Origin of the sequence: Nodosilinea sp. LEGE 07298 (genome assembly GCF_015207265.1) — a bacterium.
Lineage (GTDB): Bacteria > Cyanobacteriota > Cyanobacteriia > Phormidesmidales > Phormidesmidaceae > Nodosilinea.
Genome location: NZ_JADEXE010000093.1, coordinates 1 through 21,261, shown reverse-complemented (window position 1 = coordinate 21,261; position 21,261 = coordinate 1). Strand labels below are relative to the sequence as shown.

15 protein-coding genes are annotated in these 21,261 nt (G+C 50.5%); 9 read left to right on the top strand and 6 right to left on the bottom strand.

Annotation, left to right across the window (positions count from 1 at the left end; translation table 11 throughout):
- Positions 1–114: 114 nt before the first annotated feature.
- Genes IQ273_RS14355 through IQ273_RS14315 form a run of 9 tightly spaced genes read left to right on the top strand, consistent with a single transcriptional unit; the run spans position 115 to position 15,401 of the window.
- Positions 115–3,333 carry a serine/threonine-protein kinase gene (locus IQ273_RS14355; protein ID WP_194023862.1) on the top strand — a complete coding sequence of 1,073 codons (3,219 nt, stop codon included), beginning with the start codon at positions 115–117 and terminating at the stop codon, positions 3,331–3,333.
- A gap of 12 nt (positions 3,334–3,345) precedes the next feature.
- On the top strand, positions 3,346–4,560 hold the full coding sequence (locus IQ273_RS14350) for a CHAT domain-containing protein (protein ID WP_194023861.1): 1,215 nt from the start codon (positions 3,346–3,348) through the stop codon (positions 4,558–4,560).
- Between the two features lie 47 nt (positions 4,561–4,607).
- Positions 4,608–8,477, top strand: coding sequence for an NB-ARC domain-containing protein (locus IQ273_RS14345; RefSeq protein ID WP_194023860.1), 3,870 nt, complete (start codon positions 4,608–4,610; stop codon positions 8,475–8,477).
- Between the two features lie 2 nt (positions 8,478–8,479).
- On the top strand, positions 8,480–9,688 hold the full coding sequence (locus IQ273_RS14340) for a CHAT domain-containing protein (protein WP_194023859.1): 1,209 nt from the start codon (positions 8,480–8,482) through the stop codon (positions 9,686–9,688).
- Positions 9,688–10,461, top strand: coding sequence for a hypothetical protein (locus IQ273_RS14335; RefSeq protein ID WP_194023858.1), 774 nt, complete (start codon positions 9,688–9,690; stop codon positions 10,459–10,461). Before IQ273_RS14340 ends, IQ273_RS14335 begins: the two co-directional genes overlap by 1 nt.
- A gap of 24 nt (positions 10,462–10,485) precedes the next feature.
- Entirely contained in the window at positions 10,486–11,286 is an 801-nt protein-coding gene (locus IQ273_RS14330; RefSeq protein ID WP_194023857.1) for a Uma2 family endonuclease, read from the top strand.
- An 18-nt stretch (positions 11,287–11,304) separates the two neighbouring features.
- Complete coding sequence (locus tag IQ273_RS14325; RefSeq protein ID WP_194023856.1) at positions 11,305–13,173, top strand: hypothetical protein; 1,869 nt, start codon at positions 11,305–11,307, stop codon at positions 13,171–13,173.
- A gap of 59 nt (positions 13,174–13,232) precedes the next feature.
- On the top strand, positions 13,233–15,050 hold the full coding sequence (locus IQ273_RS14320; RefSeq protein WP_313898116.1) for an Hsp70 family protein: 1,818 nt from the start codon (positions 13,233–13,235) through the stop codon (positions 15,048–15,050).
- 42 nt (positions 15,051–15,092) lie between these two features.
- Entirely contained in the window at positions 15,093–15,401 is a 309-nt protein-coding gene (locus IQ273_RS14315; protein ID WP_194023855.1) for a hypothetical protein, read from the top strand.
- A gap of 67 nt (positions 15,402–15,468) precedes the next feature.
- On the opposite strand, the gene dpdA is transcribed toward IQ273_RS14315, so the two are convergent.
- The 6 genes from dpdA to IQ273_RS14285 all read right to left on the bottom strand — a co-directional run bounded on the left by dpdA (position 15,469) and on the right by IQ273_RS14285 (position 21,258).
- The gene (gene dpdA, locus IQ273_RS14310; RefSeq protein ID WP_194023854.1) at positions 15,469–17,526 is read right to left on the bottom strand and encodes a tRNA-guanine transglycosylase DpdA; all 2,058 of its coding nucleotides are present in this window, start codon (positions 17,524–17,526) and stop codon (positions 15,469–15,471) included.
- Positions 17,505–18,227, bottom strand: a complete 723-nt coding sequence (queC, locus tag IQ273_RS14305) for a 7-cyano-7-deazaguanine synthase QueC (protein WP_194023853.1) — start codon at positions 18,225–18,227, stop codon at positions 17,505–17,507. The genes dpdA and queC overlap by 22 nt, the downstream gene beginning before the upstream one ends.
- A 2-nt stretch (positions 18,228–18,229) precedes the next feature.
- Positions 18,230–18,874: a 7-carboxy-7-deazaguanine synthase QueE gene (locus IQ273_RS14300; RefSeq protein ID WP_194023852.1), complete on the bottom strand. Its 645-nt coding sequence runs from the start codon at positions 18,872–18,874 to the stop codon at positions 18,230–18,232.
- Positions 18,840–19,250 (bottom strand): hypothetical protein, encoded by a 411-nt coding sequence (locus tag IQ273_RS14295; RefSeq protein WP_194023851.1) that lies wholly within the window; start codon positions 19,248–19,250, stop codon positions 18,840–18,842. The genes IQ273_RS14300 and IQ273_RS14295 overlap by 35 nt, the downstream gene beginning before the upstream one ends.
- A gap of 20 nt (positions 19,251–19,270) precedes the next feature.
- Entirely contained in the window at positions 19,271–19,660 is a 390-nt protein-coding gene (locus tag IQ273_RS14290; protein ID WP_194023850.1) for a 6-carboxytetrahydropterin synthase, read from the bottom strand.
- Between the two features lie 344 nt (positions 19,661–20,004).
- Positions 20,005–21,258 (bottom strand): VWA domain-containing protein, encoded by a 1,254-nt coding sequence (locus tag IQ273_RS14285; RefSeq protein ID WP_228053020.1) that lies wholly within the window; start codon positions 21,256–21,258, stop codon positions 20,005–20,007.
- Positions 21,259–21,261: the final 3 nt, after the last annotated feature.

The following is a 21,261-nucleotide window of genomic DNA, read 5'->3' as shown; positions in this document are numbered from 1 at the left end:
CGTGCAGTCGTTCTTCGAAAGGCGACCACTGCTACAGCGCTCATGAACGGGGGTGCTGACCTTCTCTCAGACCCTGCAATCCGCCAATCTAGCTGTCGCGTCACCTCTATGTACTTGACATTTGATACTGGCCCACAGTTTGATGCGATTGTATTTGACCTCAACCCACCTAAAGGGAACATTTCACCTCCCAATGCTCCTCAGGGGCAGCGGGTAGCAGAATTGTTAACTTGGCTCGAAGGCCCTATGGGACCAGGATTGGATATCTTATGGGCTTCTCTCATCCCCCAAGGCCAAACCGAACTCTACCAATTTCTTCTCAAACTCCCCGGTCCGCAGTTCGATGCAGTTGTATTTAATCTCAACCCACCTCCCGGTAACATTTCACCTCCTAATGCTCCTCAGGGGCAGCGGGTAGCCGATTTGTTCGCTTGGCTCAAAAGCTCTATAGGGCCAGGATTAGATATCTTGAGATCTTCTCTTGCTCAAGTCTTAAGCTTCTATCTAATACCTCCAGCATCCTTTACGGATGAAGATTCCTCATTACTTCAAAAGCTTCGTCCAGGGGCTCTTAGTGCAAATCGCTATCGAATCGTCAAGATTTTAGGACAAAGTCTTTATGGAGTAACGTATTATGCCCAAGATACGGTGCGACCTGGAGATCCATACTGCGTCCTCAAACAACTTTCTACCAAGGAACAAAACAGAAATCTAACAAATAGTTCCAGAAAACAATTTCAAACTGTAGCTGAAACATTAGAAAAACTGGGCCATCACCCCCAAATTCCACGGCTATTAGCCTACTACGAACACAATAACACCTTCTTTTTGGTACAAGAACATATAGAAGGGAAAACACTATTTCAAAAGATCAAAAACAATAATAAGTTAGCAGAAGCAGAAGTGATCTCCTTTCTTAGAAGCATCTTGCCTGTAGTTAAATATATTCATGAAAATAAAGTCATGCATAGAGATATTAAACCCCCGAATATAATACATGCTGAAGCAGAAGATCGACTTTACCTCATAAATTTTGGCTCGGTCAAAGAGATTGCGCAAGAATTAGATTCAGAAAGAAAAGATAATAAGACTATATCCTCACACTTTGAATCTAGCATTAAAAAACAGACTTCTCAAGAGTCAATAAAGGATAATTTCTTTGTCGGTACTCCTGGGTTTGCACCGCCAGAGCAGGTGGCATTAAAGCCAGTTTATGCCAGCGATATCTATGCTCTTGGTATGACGTGTATTTATTTGCTAACGGGTAGGGCTCCGATAGAGTTTGACTATGATCCGATTACAGGGGAAATGCTTTGGACAAACTTGATTGATTTTTCTCCAGACTTTCGTCAAGTCATCCAAAAGATGATTAAAGTTAACGTAGCTGAACGCTATAAGTCGATTGATGCCCTTGAAAGAGATCTAAGTGGGGTTAATGCTGCAAGAAGTCGAAAAAGCATCCTGTATGAAGTCTTTGATGAAAAAAGTCGGCAAGATTATCACACTGTTTATCTAAAATCTCCTTTAGAATCTATCTTAATTGGAAGCGAGTTTGAGATTCGTGTTGGGTTGAATCTGGAACCATATGATCAAGCTGAGAGCATTGAAGTTCAAATTCCTAATCACGATGTGTTTGACAAAGAATTAAACCTTCTCCTGTCGTCTCCAGACTTCCAGATTAGCGGGTCTAGTGAGGCTAGTCTTCCTCTTGGCTCTGACTTGCTTTCAACAAGCAGTCGAGAAATCAGATTTCATCTAACTGCTCTACGGGCAGGAAGCTTAAAGCTGTTCTTAGAAGTTTACCTAAACGAAGAATTTAAAGGGAAAATTCAGCGAACCCTGGATGTACAAGATTTTGATGAGAACGGGGAATCTGTAGGCAGGCAACTTCTTCGCTCTCGTCCAGTTTCACATCCAGATCTAATAATTCAGGCGCAAGGCTGCTATGGTGATAATTTTGGTTTTCAACTAAATTATCAATTAACTAACTTCACATCGCTCCATGCCCTAGACGAATTGTCTTCTTTCTTCAAAGTTATCCAAGCTGATCTGACAGAGAGATTTAGACGCGAGCTATCTTTGGCTGTTGAAAAAACTCATGCTGGAGTCAGCCAGTCTAAAGAGCAGTTGGTAGCCCTGTCTTCCCTGGGGCAGACTTTATTCCAACGCTTGTTACCGCAGGATGTTCAAGATGAACTGCGAAGCGTTCGACGCTTCTCTCGGCCTGCTAGTCTTATGATCTTGGCCGACCAAGCTACCTGGCTGCCTTGGGAAATCATGCATGATGGTCAGCATTTTCTGGGCGATCACTTCATTCTAGGGCGGTGGCCTTTAGAAATTAGCGACAAACGGCCCTATGAGTTTGCCATTGGGTCGGTAACATTGGCCCACTACGCCAATGTTGAGCGGACTGAGAAGTGGCTTGATCTTTTGGATCCCTCTGGATCGATGCCACCATCGGTCATGCAGCAGGGAATTTTTGAAGATCTTGGCCTGGCGGAGGTGCTACAGGGGTTGCACCTGGTGCGGCAGGGGGAACGCGGTAACGACTTGGATGAGAGAATCGATGCTCCAGTAGCGATTCAGGAAGCTCACACCGCAGGGGGAGTTGAAGAACAGCTACGACCCGGAAAACTCAACCTACGGCGCAACCGCCCGATTGTGAGTTTAAGTTACCTACAAAATGGTCATAAGGAACTGACCAACATTGAAACTGCCTGGGTGCCTGCATTTTTGAGAGCTGGTTGCAGCGCGTTTATCGGATCACTGTGGTCAGTGCGCCCTGAGGTGGAGGCTGCTTTTATCAGTAACTTTTACAGCAACCTGTGGGCAGGCAATAACCTCGGTTTAGCCTTTTATAAGGCCAAGCAGATGGCTAAGGTGGCTGTACCAGAGTCAGCCGATTGGCTGGCCTATGTGCTCTATGGCGATCCGATGGCGCGACCCTACCGACCTGTGGAGGGGCGAGGCTATGCTGTGGTAGAAGCTGTTGGCCACGATCTCGATCAGCCAGTGGCTACTGGTTCCACCCTGCGATTTCGGGCCAGTTTACGGCGAAAACCGCCTATTTGGTATGAAAATCGGCTGATGGATGTAACCGAAGCCCTAAATTTCGATGCTTTGAAGGTTTACATCGTGGCGTCTGGAATTGAGGTTAAGCCGAGTGATTGTATCCAGATGAGGCGTACCCCCGATGGAGACTATCTAGGCTGGTTTAACCTATCTATTCCGTCTGGGTTGGCCGGGCAGACCAGTTTGGTGCAGGTGCACTTTGAAGATGGGGATGACCCTATCCAGAGCCAGCGGTTGACGTTGAAAGTGGCGGAGGCTTAGCAAGAGAAGTAGATGCAAGGAGTTGTCAGCCCAGTTTCGCTACCGCTTGGCTCTCGGGAGCTAGAGATTGTTGTTCAGCCAGACTCCTTTTCCATCGGGCGTCATCAGTTCAATCGACCTAGCGACGATGTGCTGGAGATGTTTACCGATGGCATTCTCGAGGTGTTCGATTATCTGCGTCGGGCTAGTAAGCACAGCATTGACCTCGCGCCAGAGATCTGCCAAGCCTCTCTCGTGCGTCTGGCAGAAGAGGGCCGCATGGCCTACAAAGAGTTTTTTGGCGAAGACCGGCCCAGCAAGATTTTGGCCTCTCGCCTAACAGAAGGGGTTGCCCCCACCTTTGTTTCAGAATCCACAGCTTTTCCGTGGGAGGTGCTGTTTGGCGGCACCGAAGATGACTACGAAGCCGGGAATGCCGATTGCTTCTGGGGGTTCCGCCATACCCCAGCTCGCATTCTTGATTTCAGCAAAGACGTGATCGACTTTCCGCCAGAGCAGAGTTCTCCGTCTGACATGCTATTTTGTCTGCACCATAAGCTCATGCAGGCACACCAGCACGAGCGCCCTCTGATTGAGCGCATTGTCAGGGGTACTCAGGCAGATCGCTTTACGGTCTTTGGCCCTCGGTGCTCGCTGGCCGTATGCGAAGGCACAGCCCTGAAGGGTGACGACCTGCTTAAGTATTTGTACAACGCTCGTCATAACATGCTGCACTTTGCCTGCCACTGCCAAAAAAGCCCCCGTGGCGATGACATGCTGCTGGTGTCGTTTATCAACGAAGAGGCCACTGAGGCAGAGTCGCCTATTCTGGAACTGGAGACTCGCCGGTTCTCGCTGCGGGATGGTAAGTTTCTCTACCAACCGCTGATCTTTCTCAATGCCTGCCAGTCTGCCGGTGGGCCAGACGACCTCAGGCGCACGTTTAACTTGCCAAAGCATTTTATGCAGCAGGGGGCAGCGGCGGTGATTGCTACGGCTTGCCCAGTGCCAGACTGCTTTGCAGCAGCATTTGCCAAGAAATTTTATGCGTGTTTTTTGCAGGGCGAGGTGGTTGAAGACGATGTTACTGGGCAAAAACTAGTTAGACTGACATCCATCGGAGAGGCGCTAAGACAAACTCGTTGTTATTTTCTAAAAAAGCATAACAATCCACTTGGCTTGGCTTATGGGTTATACAGTCCAGCGCACTATCGTTTAGCTGCGTTGCCCACGCCAATGGCTGCCTAACGTTTATACTGCGTGGCATTTGTTGTTGAGCATTAGGAGATTCAATTATGAATATTGCTCAAGGACTTAGACAGCAGTGGTTACAGAGAATAGCAAGTGAACATCCGGAAATCAATGCAGAGGATAGAGAGGCTATTGTAAATTGGCTCTTAGGAGAATCTCCGGAACGTCTGACTGGCCTGACTGAACCCGACCAGGCTATTGCTCGACAGGCGATCGAATATCGATACCGAATTTTGCAGCAGCGATACTTGAATGTGAACTCCGAACAGGGCTACCAGCGACTTGTCAAGCGATTAAGTAGCTTATTTTTGATTCGAAACAAAATTAAAGCCTGGGTATCTCTTAGTCGCGATCGCCGTCGAACCGTGGTTGATGTGATCCAAGAAGTGATTCAAGAGATGATGCGCAGCGATCGCCACTTGACTGCTCAAATTACATGGATTTCAACATTTACCCACGACTCTAGGTTGCGTAATGTACTCATGCTAGCCAGTATCGAGGAATACTGCTTACGCCCTATCCGTCGTCAACCTCTTATTGTGTACCGCTTTGTCAACTACTTGCGGCGAAGCCAAAAAGGAGGAATGACAGGCATTCCAACAGGTGAGTTGATTCATCTTGTCAGCTTAGACCCCTTTGAAGAGTCAGGGGATGAATTACTTGACTTGAGCCTAGCCTTTTCCATGCTTCGCAATGAGGTGTTAGAGACCGTTGAAACAGGGGAGGTTGCAGACGAAAGTTCTCGAAATCCACGTATGACTTCAGCAGTACAGACCTCTCAAAACGCTGAACTATTTTCAGATAGCAGCAACTCAATCAGGGAAATAATTGAAGCTGAAGAATCTTCAATAGTAAAAAGCGCTTTAAATAAGTTGCAGGAGGAAGTTCCTAAATATGCTGAAATTATCAGCTTAAGACTTGTTGACGAACTAAAATGGAAAGAAGTAAGAGAAGTATTAAAACAGAGAGGAGAAAATCCGCCTCCCAGTGAAAAAATATTAAGAGGTAGACTGAAGAGAGCGAAGTCGAGATTTCAAAAGATTTTTCAGGAGTATGAATCAACTGTTGGAAACCCTCGCTATACTACACCAAATAATATTCCCATTGCATCTCAATCATTTGTTGGTCGAGATGAAGAATTAAAAATCATCAATAAAAGTTTAGAAGACGAAGTGGTCGTTATAGTTCAGGGTACAGGTGGAATTGGAAAGACAGAATTGTGTAAACAATATGCCATTGAGCATCTATTTGGCTACTCAGGAGGTATTTGCTGGGTACTTGCATCAGGCACAGAATCAGGATTGATTGATCAGATTATAAGCTTCTCTAAGAAAAGCTTGGGAGGTGAAAGTGATTCTGCAGACACCAGAGGGAACAGAGAAAGAGTATTTCGTTTTTCTGAATCAACAGGAGTAATGGACACGGAGGTTACCTCTGTTGCTAGAAGTAGAGTCAGATTTCAGGGTACGTACTGGCATGCTGTATGCCCTTATAATGAGGCCATTAAGGCAGGGGAAAATGTATATATAATTGGCCGATCAGGGATAACTTTACAGGTAGTTACGGAGAACTACTGGGAATGGAATATTTGGCCTCCAGGAAGAGTTCTTATTGTACTAGATGATGTTCGTAGCTATGAGCAAATAAAGCCGTATCTCCCCCCTCCTGGATCTCGTTTTCGAGTACTTGCAACTACTCGCCAAGTCTCTGACCTAGGCTTTCTTAAAAGACTTGTAAAATCCACTGTAAAAGAGAAGCAAATTATTAAGCTGTCAGCACTAACCCCAGAAAACTCCTTAGAGCTATTATCTAAAAATTTTGGTGAAAGTATTTTATTGGAACAGGAAATAGCTCTTAAAATCTGTGAATATTTCTGTTTTCATCCACTGGCCTTGACCCTGTTGTCTGCCTACATAAATGATTATTCTGGAATATCTTTAAGGCAAATTTATGACAATCTAGAAAAACTGTCAATTAAACCTGAGATAGGACTAAGAGATTTAGAAAGCAGTGAATCATTAAATAAAATATTTAAAGAACTAAACGATCAGCTTCAAAAAGAAGATGAAATTAGATATAGCTTGGAATTATCTTCTAGCAAAGATATTGTTTTAGAAGGGGAGATATTTGAAGTTCATCTAGAACTATTAATTTTAAGTGACGATACTGATCATGAACCCGTATTTTCTACCTTAAATAAACATGGTCAGGGAAATGATATTAATATACTTCTAAATGCCCCAGGGTTTCAGGTAGAAGGAAACAGTGTCGGGAGTTTGCCACTAGATTCAACCTTCGACCTGACTGATAATATTGGTCGGATTGTTTTTAAGCTTACTGCTCTATATACAGGAGATAAAAGTTTATCCGTTGAACTTTACCGAGATTCTGAATTCATTAGCAAACTCGAAATTGAAATTTATGTAAAACCTCTTAGTGAAGCTATATTCCCGAAAGAATATATTAAAGTTCGTACTCGTCCTATTGCTCAGCCAAGTTTCATCTTTAACGCTAAACCTCTTTGGCATAAAAATCGATTGTCGTGCAGGATTCAGTATGAATTCAAGATTTTGGACAATTCTCTAATCAGACTAGGTGATTTAAATATACTTTCAGAAGAAATACCAGTTAGCTTATTTGATGAAGCGAATCAAATATTCAAAGAAACAATAAAGGATCATGCCAGTCCTTGTGATGAATGGCTAAAGCATATTAGGTATTTTGGTCACGAGCTATTTAAGAAGCTTATCCCTTTTGCCCTTCAAGATACATTTCGTTTAATTCTATCGTCACGACAGAACATCTTTGCGTTGTTTTTGACTGAACAAGAAACTGCCATTCCATGGGAGTTCTTGAGCGACGGAAAGCATCTTCTGAGCGAGTGCTTGATCATTGGAAGGTGGTTCCAAGATATGAGTAATTCTTGCTGGGGAGAAATACCTATTGGTTCAGCTAGTATTTCTTATTTTGAAAGTGTTAAAAAACATGAAGACTGGGCAAAGATGCTGAATTCTATGGGTTCGCCTAGTCCAAAGCTATTGCCCAGCGGAATGTTAGATATTTTGTCGGTTTCTGACTCTATTCAAGGCCTGCATATTCTCCGAGAAGATAAATTTGATGAAAAATATCAACTATCTGAAGCGCCAATTTTAATCTCAGCTAAAGATAACATCAATAAGTCCGTTGAACAGCAGATTCAAAATTCAAAATTAAATATTTATCGGAATCATCCATTGGTTACTCTGAGCTATACCCGTGGAGATAAGCCAAATTCAACAGATATAGAGTATTCTTGGGCACCTACTTTCGTCCGCGCAGGAGCCAGCGCCTTTGTTGGCCCCCTTTGGTCGGTAGACCCCGCCGTAGACGCCGCCTTTATCAGCACCTTTTACACTCGCCTCTGGATGGGCGATGCCCTCGGCCAAGCCTTCCACACCGCACGTCAGATGGCCCGCATCGCTGTTCCAGAATCGTGCGACTGGCTAGCCTACGTCCTCTACGGTGACCCCATGGCTCGCCCATATCGACCCATCGAAGGCAAAGGCTACGCCGTTGTAGAGCCCATCGGGCAAGACATCAAAGATTCCCTACCGCCAAACCAATCCCTGCGGTTTCGCCTCACCCTCCGCCGCGACCCACCCGTCTGGCACGAAGACCGCCTCATCGAAGTTGCCGAAGACCTGGCCTTTGACAATTTGCAAGTACACATTGTGGCCTTTGGTCTAGAGGTGAACCCCACCACCGTAGACATGAGCCATACCCCCAACGGCAACTATCTCGGCTGGTTTACCCTCAGTGCCCCACCAAACATGGCCGGAGAAACCGTGCCCGTGCAAGTTCACTTCGCCGATGGTGCGGAGCCTATCCACAGTGTCACCTTTGCACTCCAAATTGCAGCGGGGGAGGGCGAATAACCATGGGAGGCATTAGCACATCTATTCAACCTCAGTCTCTGTCTGCTTTTTTGCCCATTTTCGTCAGCGATAAAGAGGCTTACACCATTCGCTGGCAGACCTTTGAGAAAACTGCCACCGACGACGAACTGTTAAAGTTCACTGATCAGGTGCTCAACGTCTTTTGGAAGCTTGAAAAAATTGTCAAGCGGAACAACAGCCTAGATATTGACCCAGACCTGTGCCAGGCTTCTCTGGTGGAATTGGCTAAATGGGGGCGCATTGCCTACCGCAAGTTTTTTCAAACCAGTCAGGCTAGGGAACTCCTGACCAGCAACTTTCAAATGATGACCAAAATGGGGGTTGAGTTGCCCGCCCCCACCTTTGTCTCTAAGAAAGTGCTGTTCCCCTGGGAAGTGCTCTACGCGGGGGATACTTACCACGACGGTGACCCAGAGCAATTTTGGGGGCTACGCTACACCCCAGCTCGCATTCTCACCCCAGAGCGCGACATCTCTCAGCATGTGATGGAGCAGGCGTTTCCCTCGGACATGCTGTTTTGCCTGCACCATCGCCTGCGCCAGGCCCATACTATCGAGTGGCCCGCTATTCAACGGCTGATTATGGTGGCCAACAAAGGCCACTGTAGCCTGCTCAGCCCGATTAAACGATTGCTAGCCGTTCAAGACGGTGAAACCCTCCTGGCCTACCTAGACCAGGCCAGCCACAACATGGTGCACTTTGCTTGCCACTGTAAACCCGACGGCACCGATGCCGATACCCTGCTCATCTCCCTGCTAAAAGACGATGTCAGCTATGACGATGCCACCCCAGACGATACCCAAGTCATAGAACTGGGCAGCATTACCTTCTTAGCCGCCAACGAGGGAAAGTTTCAGCGGCGTCCGCTGGTATTTCTCAATGCTTGCCAATCGGCAGGCGGGGCCGATCAGCTTCGCAAAACCTTGAACCTGCCCCAGGAGTTTATCCGGCGCGAAGCAGGGGCAGTGATCGCTACAGCCTGCCCGGTGCCTGACGTATTCGCGGCGGCCTTTGCCCGACAGTTCTACAGCCACTTTCTATCGGGGCAGATGACTATTGGCCAGGCGCTGCAGGCTAGCCGCTGGCACTTTTTAGAAAAGCACCACAATCCTTTAGGGTTAGCCTATGGGCTGTATAGCCCGGCCCAATATCGCCTAGCCCAACCCCCGATGATGGTAGGTGCTGCCTAATGACTGACCTTCCGCAAGGTACTATCGGTACCCTTTTGGCGCAGCTCAAAGACCTGCGCCAGCAGATTGAAACAGCAAAAACTGAGATTGCGCCGTTAGAAGATGACCTGGCCCAGGTCTATCTCGAATTTCAAGCCGCCGTCGGGGGGCTACGGCGGCAGACCGCTCGATTTCAGTCTGAGATTGATACCCTGCGGGAGCAGATTGACAGCTTTGGCCAAGACCTAGAAGACGATGCCTCCTTTGGAGACGATGCCTTTCCAGCCTTTGACCTAAGCAGTGACCTGAATGGAGAGGCAGACCCAGAAGCAGTGGAAAAAGATGTGCTGCTAGAGCATCTTTTTCAGGTGCTAGACCCCATGACCAACGAAGACGATAGCGAGCTAGTCGCCACCCTTCAAGGTCTGTGCCAAGATCCGCTGGTGAGCCTGGCCGACGTGCTGCAAACCCTTCCCTGGGGGGCGGTATGGACACAGCGAGGGCGACAAGAAGCCCTCGCCGACCAGCATCGACGGCTTACCGGTTGGGCCAAGGCCTTGGTGCAGCAACTAGAGGTGCTGCAAAAACGGATTGAGGGTCTCCAGCACGATCCGCGCCAGGGTTTGTTGCAGCAGTTCACCAAGGGGCCAGAGGTATGGCAGGCCTTTTTGGCTCAGTACGCCGAACAGCAGCGCGATCAAAATGCTGAGCTACGGGCTGAGTTGGAGAATCTTCGCCAAGAGTGGACACGAATGACCGAAGGTTCGGAGAGTAAACGCTTAAGATCAACCTAGCACTGACATCGGGAGCAGGAAGCTATGACCCAAACCAGAGATACAATCATTCTGCCTAGGGCTTTTCCAGACCACACTCAGCTCCCTGACTCCGATGGCAGTTTTGTGAAAAATTTTCAGGAGCATTCCCAGAGCATTTTCCTGACCGATTCCATTGGCCTGGTGCTGCAACGGCTCCATCCCGATGGGCGCTACGTGATCGGTCAAGACTGTGGCATCTACTGGCGAGAAACCGACCCGCCGGAAAAGGGGGCAGAAGCCCCCGACTGGTTCTACGTGCCCAACGTGCCCGCCGACTTAGATGGGCAAAATCGCCGCTCCTACGTGCTGTGGCGCGAGTACATTGCGCCACAGGTGGTGCTAGAACTGGCCAGTGGCAATGGGGCCGAGGAGCGCGATCGCACCCCCCTCTCTCAAACCCAGCCCGGCACCAAACCCGGCAAATTTTGGGTCTACGAGCAAATTATCCGGGCTCCTTACTACGGCATCTACGGCATTAGCGATCGCAGCTTAGAGGTATACGAGCTTCTCCACGGCTCCTATCAGCCCATTCCCCCCAACGAGCGGGGGCACTATCCCATTCCTGAGTTGGGGGTAGAACTGGGCCTGTGGGAAGGTCGCTATCAGAACCAAAGCCAGGTGTGGCTGCGGTGGTGGGACGACCAGGGGAATCTGCTGCTGATCGGCGACGAGCGTGCCCAACGGGCAGAGCAAAGCCAGCGGGAAGCAATTCCTCGACTGTTGGAGATGGGGCTGACCCCAGAGCAGGTGGCTGAAGCCCTGGGCCTACCTCTAGAAGATATTCAGAATCAGGGAGAAGGTTGATGGGGCGATCGCAGAGCCATGACTGACCTACAAGACCGCTCCGATCTCCCCATTGCCTTGGGGGGCGAAGACCTACCGATTCCGGTGGCCAACGCCCAACCTCGTCACGAACGGGCGACGGCGGTAGTTTACCCGGCCTGGGCTACCCATGCCAGTCAGCGCCACGTGCGCGATTTAGCTATAGCGTCTCGCCAGAGCGATATCTGGCTGGCGACTGGGGGTGGAGTGCTGCACTGGTGGCCCGACCTAGAGCGCTTTACCCGCTACGGCAGCGAGCACGGCCTGCCCGGCAATGCGGCGATGGCCATTGCGGTGGATGGCAAGAAGCGAGTCTGGGTCGGTTGTGGCGATCGCCTGGGGTTGTATTACCTGGAGCAGGGGCTATGGCAGCATTATGCCCCCCTGGGAGAACTCACCATCTGTCGCCTGACAACGGATAGTTCCGGGCGACTGTGGGTATCCACCACCGACGGCACCTTTGGCATTGACCAGCCCGATGCAGCACCAGTGGTGACTCTGCCGACCCCTGGGGATCCCCCTCGGGCGATCGCCGCTGTGAATGACACCGACCTCTGGCTTTGTAATGCCCAAGGCATCCATAGACGGAATGGCGAGGGTTGGGTGCGCCAGAGCGAGTACGTTCGACCTGAAATTCTCAAGCTGGCCCGGCAGGGACAGTATCTCTGGGTAGCAACCTTCTACGGTTTAGAGCGGGTGGATCTTGATACTGGCGAGGTGTACCGATCAGAGCAGTGGCCTGCGGGAGAAGTCACTGCCCTTGCCCCTGCCGCCAACGGCCTATGGATGGCCTGCCGAGGACAGGTGGGCCTGGCCACCGAAAACGACTGGCGACCCCTAAAGAAACTCTCGGTGGAGGCTCCCATTGTGGCCCTAGGCGCTGGCAGCGAGGACGAGGTGTGGATTGGCAGTCACAGCGGCCTCTGGCGGGGAGATTTTAGCGATATTCAGTTTCAATCTAGCCAGTCTCCCCCCGATGACATTGGCCTGCCGGTGGGTAGCAAACCTCCCGCCACCTTTAGCAATATGGTGCAGGCCTTAGCCATTCCCCAGCAGAATCGCCCAGAGCTTTGGATGGGTACTGCCCAGGGGCTCTTTCGCTGGAACTTGGTGACCGATGTGTGGCGACGCCAGGGGCAGTTGGGTCAAGATATTCGTGCTGTGGTGACCGATGGCCAAGGAGAGACCTGGATCGCCAGTTGGACAGAAGGATTAAGCTGCTTGACGGCTGAGGGAGTTGTAGACAGCGCCCCTAAACTGCCCGACCTCGATTTAGTATTGGCCATGGCCCCTAATCCCGGTGGCGGCTATTGGGTGGTGGGCATGAACGGCTTATACCAGCATCAGGGGCAGGAATGGAAGCTGGTATTGCCCGCCCAGGCATTGAAAACGGGCTGGATTCAGGCGATCGCCCAGGCGGAGTCCGACCATGTGTGGGTGGGTACCTCTGCTGGGCTATTTCGCTACTTGCCCAGCAGAAACGACTTGCAACCCGTGCCAGGGGATATTAGCAGCGCCGATATTCGCACGCTGCTGGCTCTGCCCAAGCGTCCCCTGCTGGTAGGGACTCAGCGAGGGCTCTACTGGGGTAAAGCCAAGCGATGGCAACAGGTGGAAGACTTGGCTCGCCGAGCCATTACTGCCCTAGGTTGGGATCCGCAGACTAAGAGATTGTGGGTCGGAACGGATTTAGGCTTGTACCGACTGAAGCCAACTCAGCAAACCTGGGAAGTGGTGGACGAGTTTACGGTGCAGACCAGTGGCCTGGCCGGAAACCACATTTTGGCTCTCACCCTTAGCCCTAACTCAAACGGAGGCAGTAACCTGTGGATCGGTACCCCCTGCGGATTGAACTGTTTTAGCTATTAAAGGAATCTAGGGTTTACCTTTGATTCAAACCGGAGCGGTTAAACTTTTGCATAACTACGGTGGAGCAGCCTGTGGACGAGGTAGACATTCTGGGTATAGACCTGGGCACAACCAACTCAGCCATCGCCATTTGGGACGCCGAGGCTGAGCAGGTGCGGTTGCTGCCTAACGAAGAAGGCGATCGCGTGATCCCCTCAGCGGTGCTGTTTGATCCAGAGGCGCAAGAACCCACGGTTGGCAAGGCCGCTCTAAAGCAAATATTGGCCCATCCTGAGCGGGTAGTCTATTCTGTCAAGCGCTTTATTGGCCGCACCTTTAGTGATGAGTTGGTCAGCCAAGACCAGCGGCTAATGACCTACGGCATTCAGGAGGCTCAGCAGCGAAAGGTGGCTGTGCAGGTTGGCAAACTGCTTCTTACCCCGCCTCAGGTCTCGGCCTATGTGCTTAAGCACCTTAAAGCCAACGCCGAAGACACGTTAGGGCGAACGATCACCAAAGCAGTGATCACGGTCCCTGCCTATTTCAACGAGTCTCAGCGGCAGGCTACCAAAGAAGCCGCTGAACTCGCCGGGCTGCACGTTCCCCGTATTATCAATGAGCCTACCGCTGCGGCCCTAGCTTTTGGCATTAAGAAAGAACCTCAAATCATTGCCGTCTACGACCTGGGGGGCGGTACCTTTGACATCTCAATTTTAGAAATTAAGCCCGGCGGCCTATTTCGCGTTAAGGCAACGGATGGAGATACCCACCTAGGCGGCGATGACTTTGATGGGGTGGTAACCCACTGGCTAAAACAAGCCTTTGAGGCTCAGCATGGCGTGTCGCTGCAACTCGACCAAGACCGCAATCTTCGCGCCCGCCTGCAGGACTCAGCCCGATCGCTCAAAATCGCCCTAACGAAGGCTGAGCAACACACCGTTGAGTTGCCCAACCTCTGTACCGTTAAGGGTCAGGTTCTTGGATTGAAGACCACCATCACCCGCACACAGTTTGAGCAGTTGCTGCTGCCCTTGATTGAGCGATCGCTGGCCATTTGCGACTCGGTGCTGGCCAAGGCCCGACTCAAACCCGAGGACATTCACCAGGTACTGATGATCGGAGGGCAGACTCGCACTCCTGCTGTCAAAGCGGCTCTGAAAACCCGCTTTGGCTGGACTATCAATGACTCGGTTAACCCTGACGAAGCGGTCGCTCGCGGTGCGGCAGTACTAGCTGCAAGGCTGCAAGGCTACCTTCGCGATGAGGTCACCCTCTGGGATGTTACACCGCTTTCTCTAGGCATTGAGTTAGCCAATGGCAAGATGGATGTGATTATCCAGGGTAATCAGCAGATTCCCATTACCAAGTGGCGCAAAGGCCCACAAGCGTTTACGACCCAGCGAAATGGACAGGAACGCATCCGCTTTCGGGTGTACCAGGGGGAACGGCCAGTGGCGATCGACAACACCCACATTGGCGACGTGGTGCTCAACCTGGCGACCTCTCGTCCTGCTGGGGAACCTAGGATCCACTGTATGTTTAAGGTAGACCACGACGGCATTCTCCATGTGAAAGCAGAGGACGCCAGTACTGATGGTGAACCGGTGGAAGCCACCTTTGACCATGTGTATCGCTTGACGCAGGAGGAGGTAGCGGAAAAACTACGGGAAGCTGAAATTTACCAGGAGGCGGATCAGGCCACTGCTCGTCTGTTTTTGCTGGAAGAAGAGTTGCAGCGACTACGGCAGGTAGCGGATGATGAAGGGAGAATGCAGGATGCCCTATCGACATTTGAAACTGCGATCAATGAGCAAAATCTTGATCAGGCTGAGGCTCTGCTCTTAGAAATCAAGACAAATTTCTTGAAAGTTGCTTCGTCTATATCTCAAATAAATTAAGCTTTTCAAGCATTTTTGATTTACTTATAGGGAGACAAAACAGTGAATATTGACAAAGAAGCTACTATTGAAGTCATCACCTTAGAAGACGAAAATTCATCCCGCTCTGGACGCCAAGAACTAGTCAGCAATCCAATGTCCGTGAGCAATCTTCGGCAACAGTTTAAAGAGTTCATGAGTAATCTCCAGTCCATTATCGAAGAAGATGTGGAAGCTAATGGAGCATTCCATTTAAGCGAAGTTCAATTTAGTGCAGAGATTACAACTAATGGAGATTTTAAACTAATGGGAACAGGAATTGGAGTTGAAGGTAAGAGTGCTGTAACTTTTACATTAAATCGAAGACAATAAATCGGGTAAAGCTTACAAAAGATCTGGCATTCCTCTAAATGATAAAACTTTCGACTTAAGCGCCGTTCTACAGCAGATCAGCTAAACGCTTATAGAAAACGTAAGTATTGTGAAAGCCTCTACGCCGGTTCCGGTTGTTGTTTCGGAAGATAGCCACCTCAATACCAACTTGTTCGCAAATCTCACAGGCGCAAGCCTTCCAAGGCTTATCGGTCAAGGTTTCCAGATATTTCTGCCGTCGCTTGGCGCGTAGCTTTTCTAGCTTCTCAGGTTTATCTTCATCCTCCGACAGATCAAGTGCCTCGTTGTAAGTTGCTGCTGCCTCCAGAGTAGCCTCAATACCTAAACGGCCAGCATCATACTCTCTGAGAGCAGCCAAAGCATCTTGCTCCAATCGCTCCAACGTCTCACAGTCATAATGACCGGCATCCAGCACTTTCTTGGCTCGATTGCCAGTCACAGGCGGCACCCGAATTGCCATATAGTGCTTGCCTGTCAGCGTGTGATAGTTCTTATCTGACGACAGCCATGCCTGGCGTAATGGCCCGGCAGAGTCAAAGCTGGTAATGCCTAGATGTTGAAACAGCGGTACAGCTTCAACCCGTGCCACCCCAAACAAGTGAATACGCACATGGGGGTCTACATGGGGGTGAATAGCCTTTAGCACCGGAATGATTTCTCGATTTTGAGCGCGGGCTAAACCGCCGATCGCGATAAAGTCATACCCCATCTGGATTAAGGCCTTAACCGAGTCGGCATAGGTTTCTGGACTCCAACCCTGGGCTACACCGATGGGTTTGAAGTTGTATTGTTGGGCTTTGTGGCGAACCAAAAAATCTTCGGCGTTCTTAAGTGTTAGGTTATATCGCTTCTCTCGAATTCCTGGTACTGCAAATGGCCCAAAGATTAGATGGTCAATACTGACACCATAGTTAAAGCCTAGCCGTTCATAATAGTCGAGAATCTCATCGGTTTCATAGGGCGGCTCATCTTCTTTGACATAGCCAAAGGCTCCACAATCTCCCATGATGTCGCCAGAGAAACGCACAAAATTATGTACTCCAACTTTCTCAAAGCGCTCTCGTTTTGTCTGGCTGCTGTCAATAACGATCTTAGAAATTAGAATGCCGTTGTAGTTGGGCTGAGGATACATCTCATGGGCATAGACATCATCTTTATAGGGATCCCGATCCTCTGGGACTTTCTCAGTCAGAAAGTTATATTTTGGATAAACTCTATCATCCCATTCAGGGATAAAGTATTGAGTTCCTAAATGCTGATTAGGTGCAGGAGGAACATCTGGGATTGTCAGAAGATCATCTTTTTTGACGGTTGTCTTTTTAGAGATGCTTTTTCTCTTTCGAGGTGTAGAGGGCACCTGCTGAAAGACTTCAGCCATAGCCAGCTGAATGGTTTGATTCTCGGCAGTTTGTTGATCAATCAAGGTCTGGAACGTTTGCGGTGTTTCGTAGACCTCCTTAAGCAAGGTCGGTTGAGAGGCAACTACTTCAGCAAACTGTTTGAATAAAAACCCCTTTAGCCCAACCATCCCGTAGCGGTACCGTTTCGCCTCCGGGTTTGATAACGGCATGACATAAGTCTTAGCTGCCATACCCTGAATGCCATCAGCTTGCCCTCGTGAAGCCAGGAAAACAAAAGTCTGATCAACCCGAGATGCCAGGGGTAAGGTTACTGCCCTGAGGTAGTTATCGCCTAGCAGAAAAAAGATGAGATCATAAGCGGGGATGAGGGATGCGATCGCATCATGAACACCCAAATGAATCGCCCAAGTATCGACCTCACGGGATTTCATGCCGTTAAAGGTGACTTCGTAGGGCACAATCACTTGCCTCTCAGAAATCACCCCATAGCCTGCTGATAAAATGCTCACATCCAGAGCTTTATGTCCGAGGGCATCACGGAGTTTCTGGACACCTTCCATCAACCGCAGGTGCTGCATTCCGGTGTACATTTCACTGGCAGGGCAAGCGTAATCTCCTAGTTCAACTTCCCGATCTATGAGCCGAGCCTCATCCTTGAAATCTTCTATCGTGAGTTGCTTCTCAGGCTTAAACCGCTTTTCCCCAGTGCAGGATGTAATGACTAGAACACGGGGGTAGGGCATTCAATCTCCTGGGCATGTAGTCGTCGGCCTATCAACGTTGCCAAATCAGGGCGTCCGGTGTCAATTAAGGCTTTATCCCGAATCCGGCACGAATCGCAGCGTCCACAGGGTTCCTTGCCCCCTTCGTAGCACGACCAGGTTTCTTGGATGGGAACACCCAAGCTTAGGGCACGATGGACGATCGCGACCTTAGAATCCATCACCAACGGAGCGATCAGCCTAGGGGCCTTACCTTCTAGGCCAGCCTTGGATGACAGATGAACCAACTGCTGGAATGTCTCTAAATATTCAGGCCGACAGTCGGGGTACCCCGAATAATCGACGGCGTTAATGCCCAGGTAGATCGCCTCAGCTTGTTTGGCCTCTGCTAAAGAGCGCGCGATCGCAATAAATACCGTATTCCGCCCAGGCACGTAGGTCGAGGGAATTACCTCAGACTGAACACCGTCCTGGGGCAGGGTCTCATTCATATCTGTCAGAGAAGAACCACCCCATTGAGCCAGGTTCACCTCCATCACGTAGTGATCTTGAATGCCCATGTGGGCCGCAATGTTGCGCGCAGCTTCTAATTCTCGATCATGGCGCTGGCCATAGCGAAAGGAAATGGCGACCGGGGTATAGCCGTCTGCGATCGCCTGGGCTGCTGCCGTAGCAGAATCGAGGCCACCTGAAAGAAGGACAATGGCTTTGGGTTGGGGCATAGCTATTGGACTCCCAAGAATTTATGAGTTTGAAGGCTAACGCGCCACTGGGGATGTTTCAAGACGTAGGCAAACACTTTGTCGCGACTGCTAGGCGTTTCCCACTCGGGTTGCAGCAATTTGGCAACGGTGGATGAGACCTGAGTGGATTGCTGCTCGGCCCACTCCAAATCAGCCTCATCTCCGATGACAACCTTGAGTTCGCTGGCATGGGCATAAATGCTGGCATGGGGAGGCTTAAATCGCTTGGGCGAAAACGTCACCCAGTCAAAGGTGCCGCTAAAGGGATGAGCACCGGATGTCTCAAGGTGGGTCTGAAGACCGGCCGCTTTAAGTTGCTCAGTTAGGCTAGAAAGCTCGTGCATCAAGGGCTCTCCTCCCGTGATCACGACAATTTCAGGATTAGCAGATCGAGCCTCCGCAACCAATCCCTCAAGGGTTCTTAGAGAATGGCGCTTGGGGTTCCACGATTGCTTAGTGTCGCACCATGGGCAACCCACGTCGCACCCGGCTAACCGAATGAAGAAGGCATTTGTACCTGCCCACACCCCTTCCCCTTGAATGGAGTGGAACGTTTCAACCACAGGCAGTTCTAACGGTAATGCTGAAAATTCAGCCGTCTGGGAGGTCGTAGTCGGGGAGATCATTTTCATTTATAGCGTGAACAGCACCAGACTCGGTATAGTTTTGCCACCAATCATCTATCTCATCGGGCACAGGGAGGAGCTGGTGGGATAAGGCATCTCGAATGACCAAGATTTTCCCTGCTTCAGTCCACTCGTGATCAACGCCATGGGGGCGCGATACCGGAAGGGGGAAGGCGGGATCTTGATCCATCAGTGCAGCGGCAATATCACGGATGTCAAACTGACACCTAAGATTACCTTCATCCCTACTGGTGGAGAATTGAAAGGTCATTGGAGAAGAAGCATCACCATTTTTATAAACCCGGTATACGGATTGCCCTGCGACTTTGCAGAAGACCTCAGGGCTCACATACTCTTCAGTGACAACGACCGGCATAGGATACCTCCTTTGAGCGTTCAATCATCTTCATACTCAACCCAGGAATTCGGCGTTTCCGAGACTGCCACTTTTAGCTGAATACCGTCGGGGAGAGACTTCTTCGTCTTGTCATAGATGTACTGGGCAATCATCTCAGCAGTGGTTTCATAGCCTTCAGGCAGCACATCATTCAGTACACAATGATCTAGCCCACCCTTGAGCATGTCTTTCTTCGCCCAGCGCAGGGTACGAAAGTCGGCCACCATAACCGGATGGGGGCAAAACTCCGACGCTCTCAGTTGAGAGGTGGTGGCCTCAACGCGCACCCGATAGGTATGCCCATGCATGCGCCCGCAGGGGCCATCATAGTCTTTGATGTAGTGGGCGGCATCAAAGGAGAATTCTGTTTTGACGCTCCACTTGGGCATGCGTATTGCCTTGGTTAACCTGTAGTACAATTATCCTATCTTGAAGGAAGGCTTCAGCAATGCCCTCACGATAGAACTTGCTCATTCTAAGACAAATCCAGATATAGCGTCGTGGGAAGATGAATTTGGATTTCTTAACGCTAAACTAAGCGCTGGCGCATCAAGAGAGGGCTGAAAACAGGTGAATCCTACTTGTGTTATCTCCTTCGCTCCATTGCTTCTGGGGAGCCGCAAAACGAAGGAGCTTAATCCCACGCGAGATAGGGATTCTTCACTTCGCAAACGCTAGATTTTTGGAAAGGCTAACCCTTATTCTTAGCGTAAAACTGTACTAGTGCAGCTCTCTATTTAGAATCCATCGATCGCTGGGGCTTAGACTTGCCCGTACGCGACAGGTTAAACGACTGCGAAAACGCCTTTTTGCGGGCGCTGGTCACATTGCCGCTCTGGTAGTCAGCCTCTAAATCTTCCAGAATGGACTGCTCTTCTAGCAGCGCCTCACTGGGTGCCATCGCGGCCATCTCCATCCGAGCATTGGCTAGGGACATACCAGCGGCAGCGTAGTCGCCCCGGTCAGAGTACATGACCGCTTCGCGACGGGCGCGAGCCGCCATCAGCAAAGCTACCTGCTCTTGCACCGCTGGGTTGGCGGGGAAGTCGCTAAACTGCGCAGGGCTCACCAGGGGCAGCTCCAGCCCAGCCCGCAGCACCTGCCGACCGGGCTGTTCTGCATCATCCCAGGCCAGCCGAACCTGCAACAGTTCGCTGCTCTGACTTAGGGCGGGCACCTGCAATCGCACTACTACCTGAATGGCCGAACCCACCATCAGGTTGGGCAGTTTGTAGCGCCGGGTGTCGGTCATATCAAAGTCATTCAGCACGTCCATGACCGTGACGCCGTTGCCGGGTTTGACGCCTAAACTGACCCGCTGGCCCAGGGTAGCGGCTAGACCCGACAGCTCGGTTTCAAAGATCGTCGGCAATTGCTCGGCAGACTCGATGTGGAAAAAGTTGCCGTCGCCGCTGCGGGCCATCGCTGCCAGCAAATCCTCGCTGTAGTCGTCGCCAATGCCCAGGGTAGTAGTGCTGACGCCGCGCTGGGCCAATCCGTGGACATCGCTAGCGATCGCATCCGGCCTCGTCTCCCCCACATTCGCCAATCCATCGGAGAGCACAATTACCCGGTTGAGCTGGGCGGGGTTGAGGTACTGGCTCACCTGCACGCCACCTTCGACCCAGCCCGCGTGGAGCGCAGTCGAGCCCCGCGAGTGGACATGGCTGAGCTTTTCGAGCAGGGTATTTTTGTCGGTGGCCAGGGTGCTGGGCACCAGGGTTTCGATGCGGTCGTCAAAGAGGACGATGCTGATGCGATCGCAGGGCAGCAAATTCTCCACGGCAAAGCGGGCGGCTTCGCGGGCGTAGTGCATTTTTTGCCCCTGCATGGAGCCAGAGCGATCGATCGCCAGGCTGAGGTTGAGCGGCACGCGATCGGCCTTGAGGGTGACGGCTGGGGGCGTAATTCGCACCAGCACATCGAGGGTCATTGGCTGCTGGGTGACGATCGCCCCGTGGAGCGGGATGAGTTCGACAGTGGGCAGGGC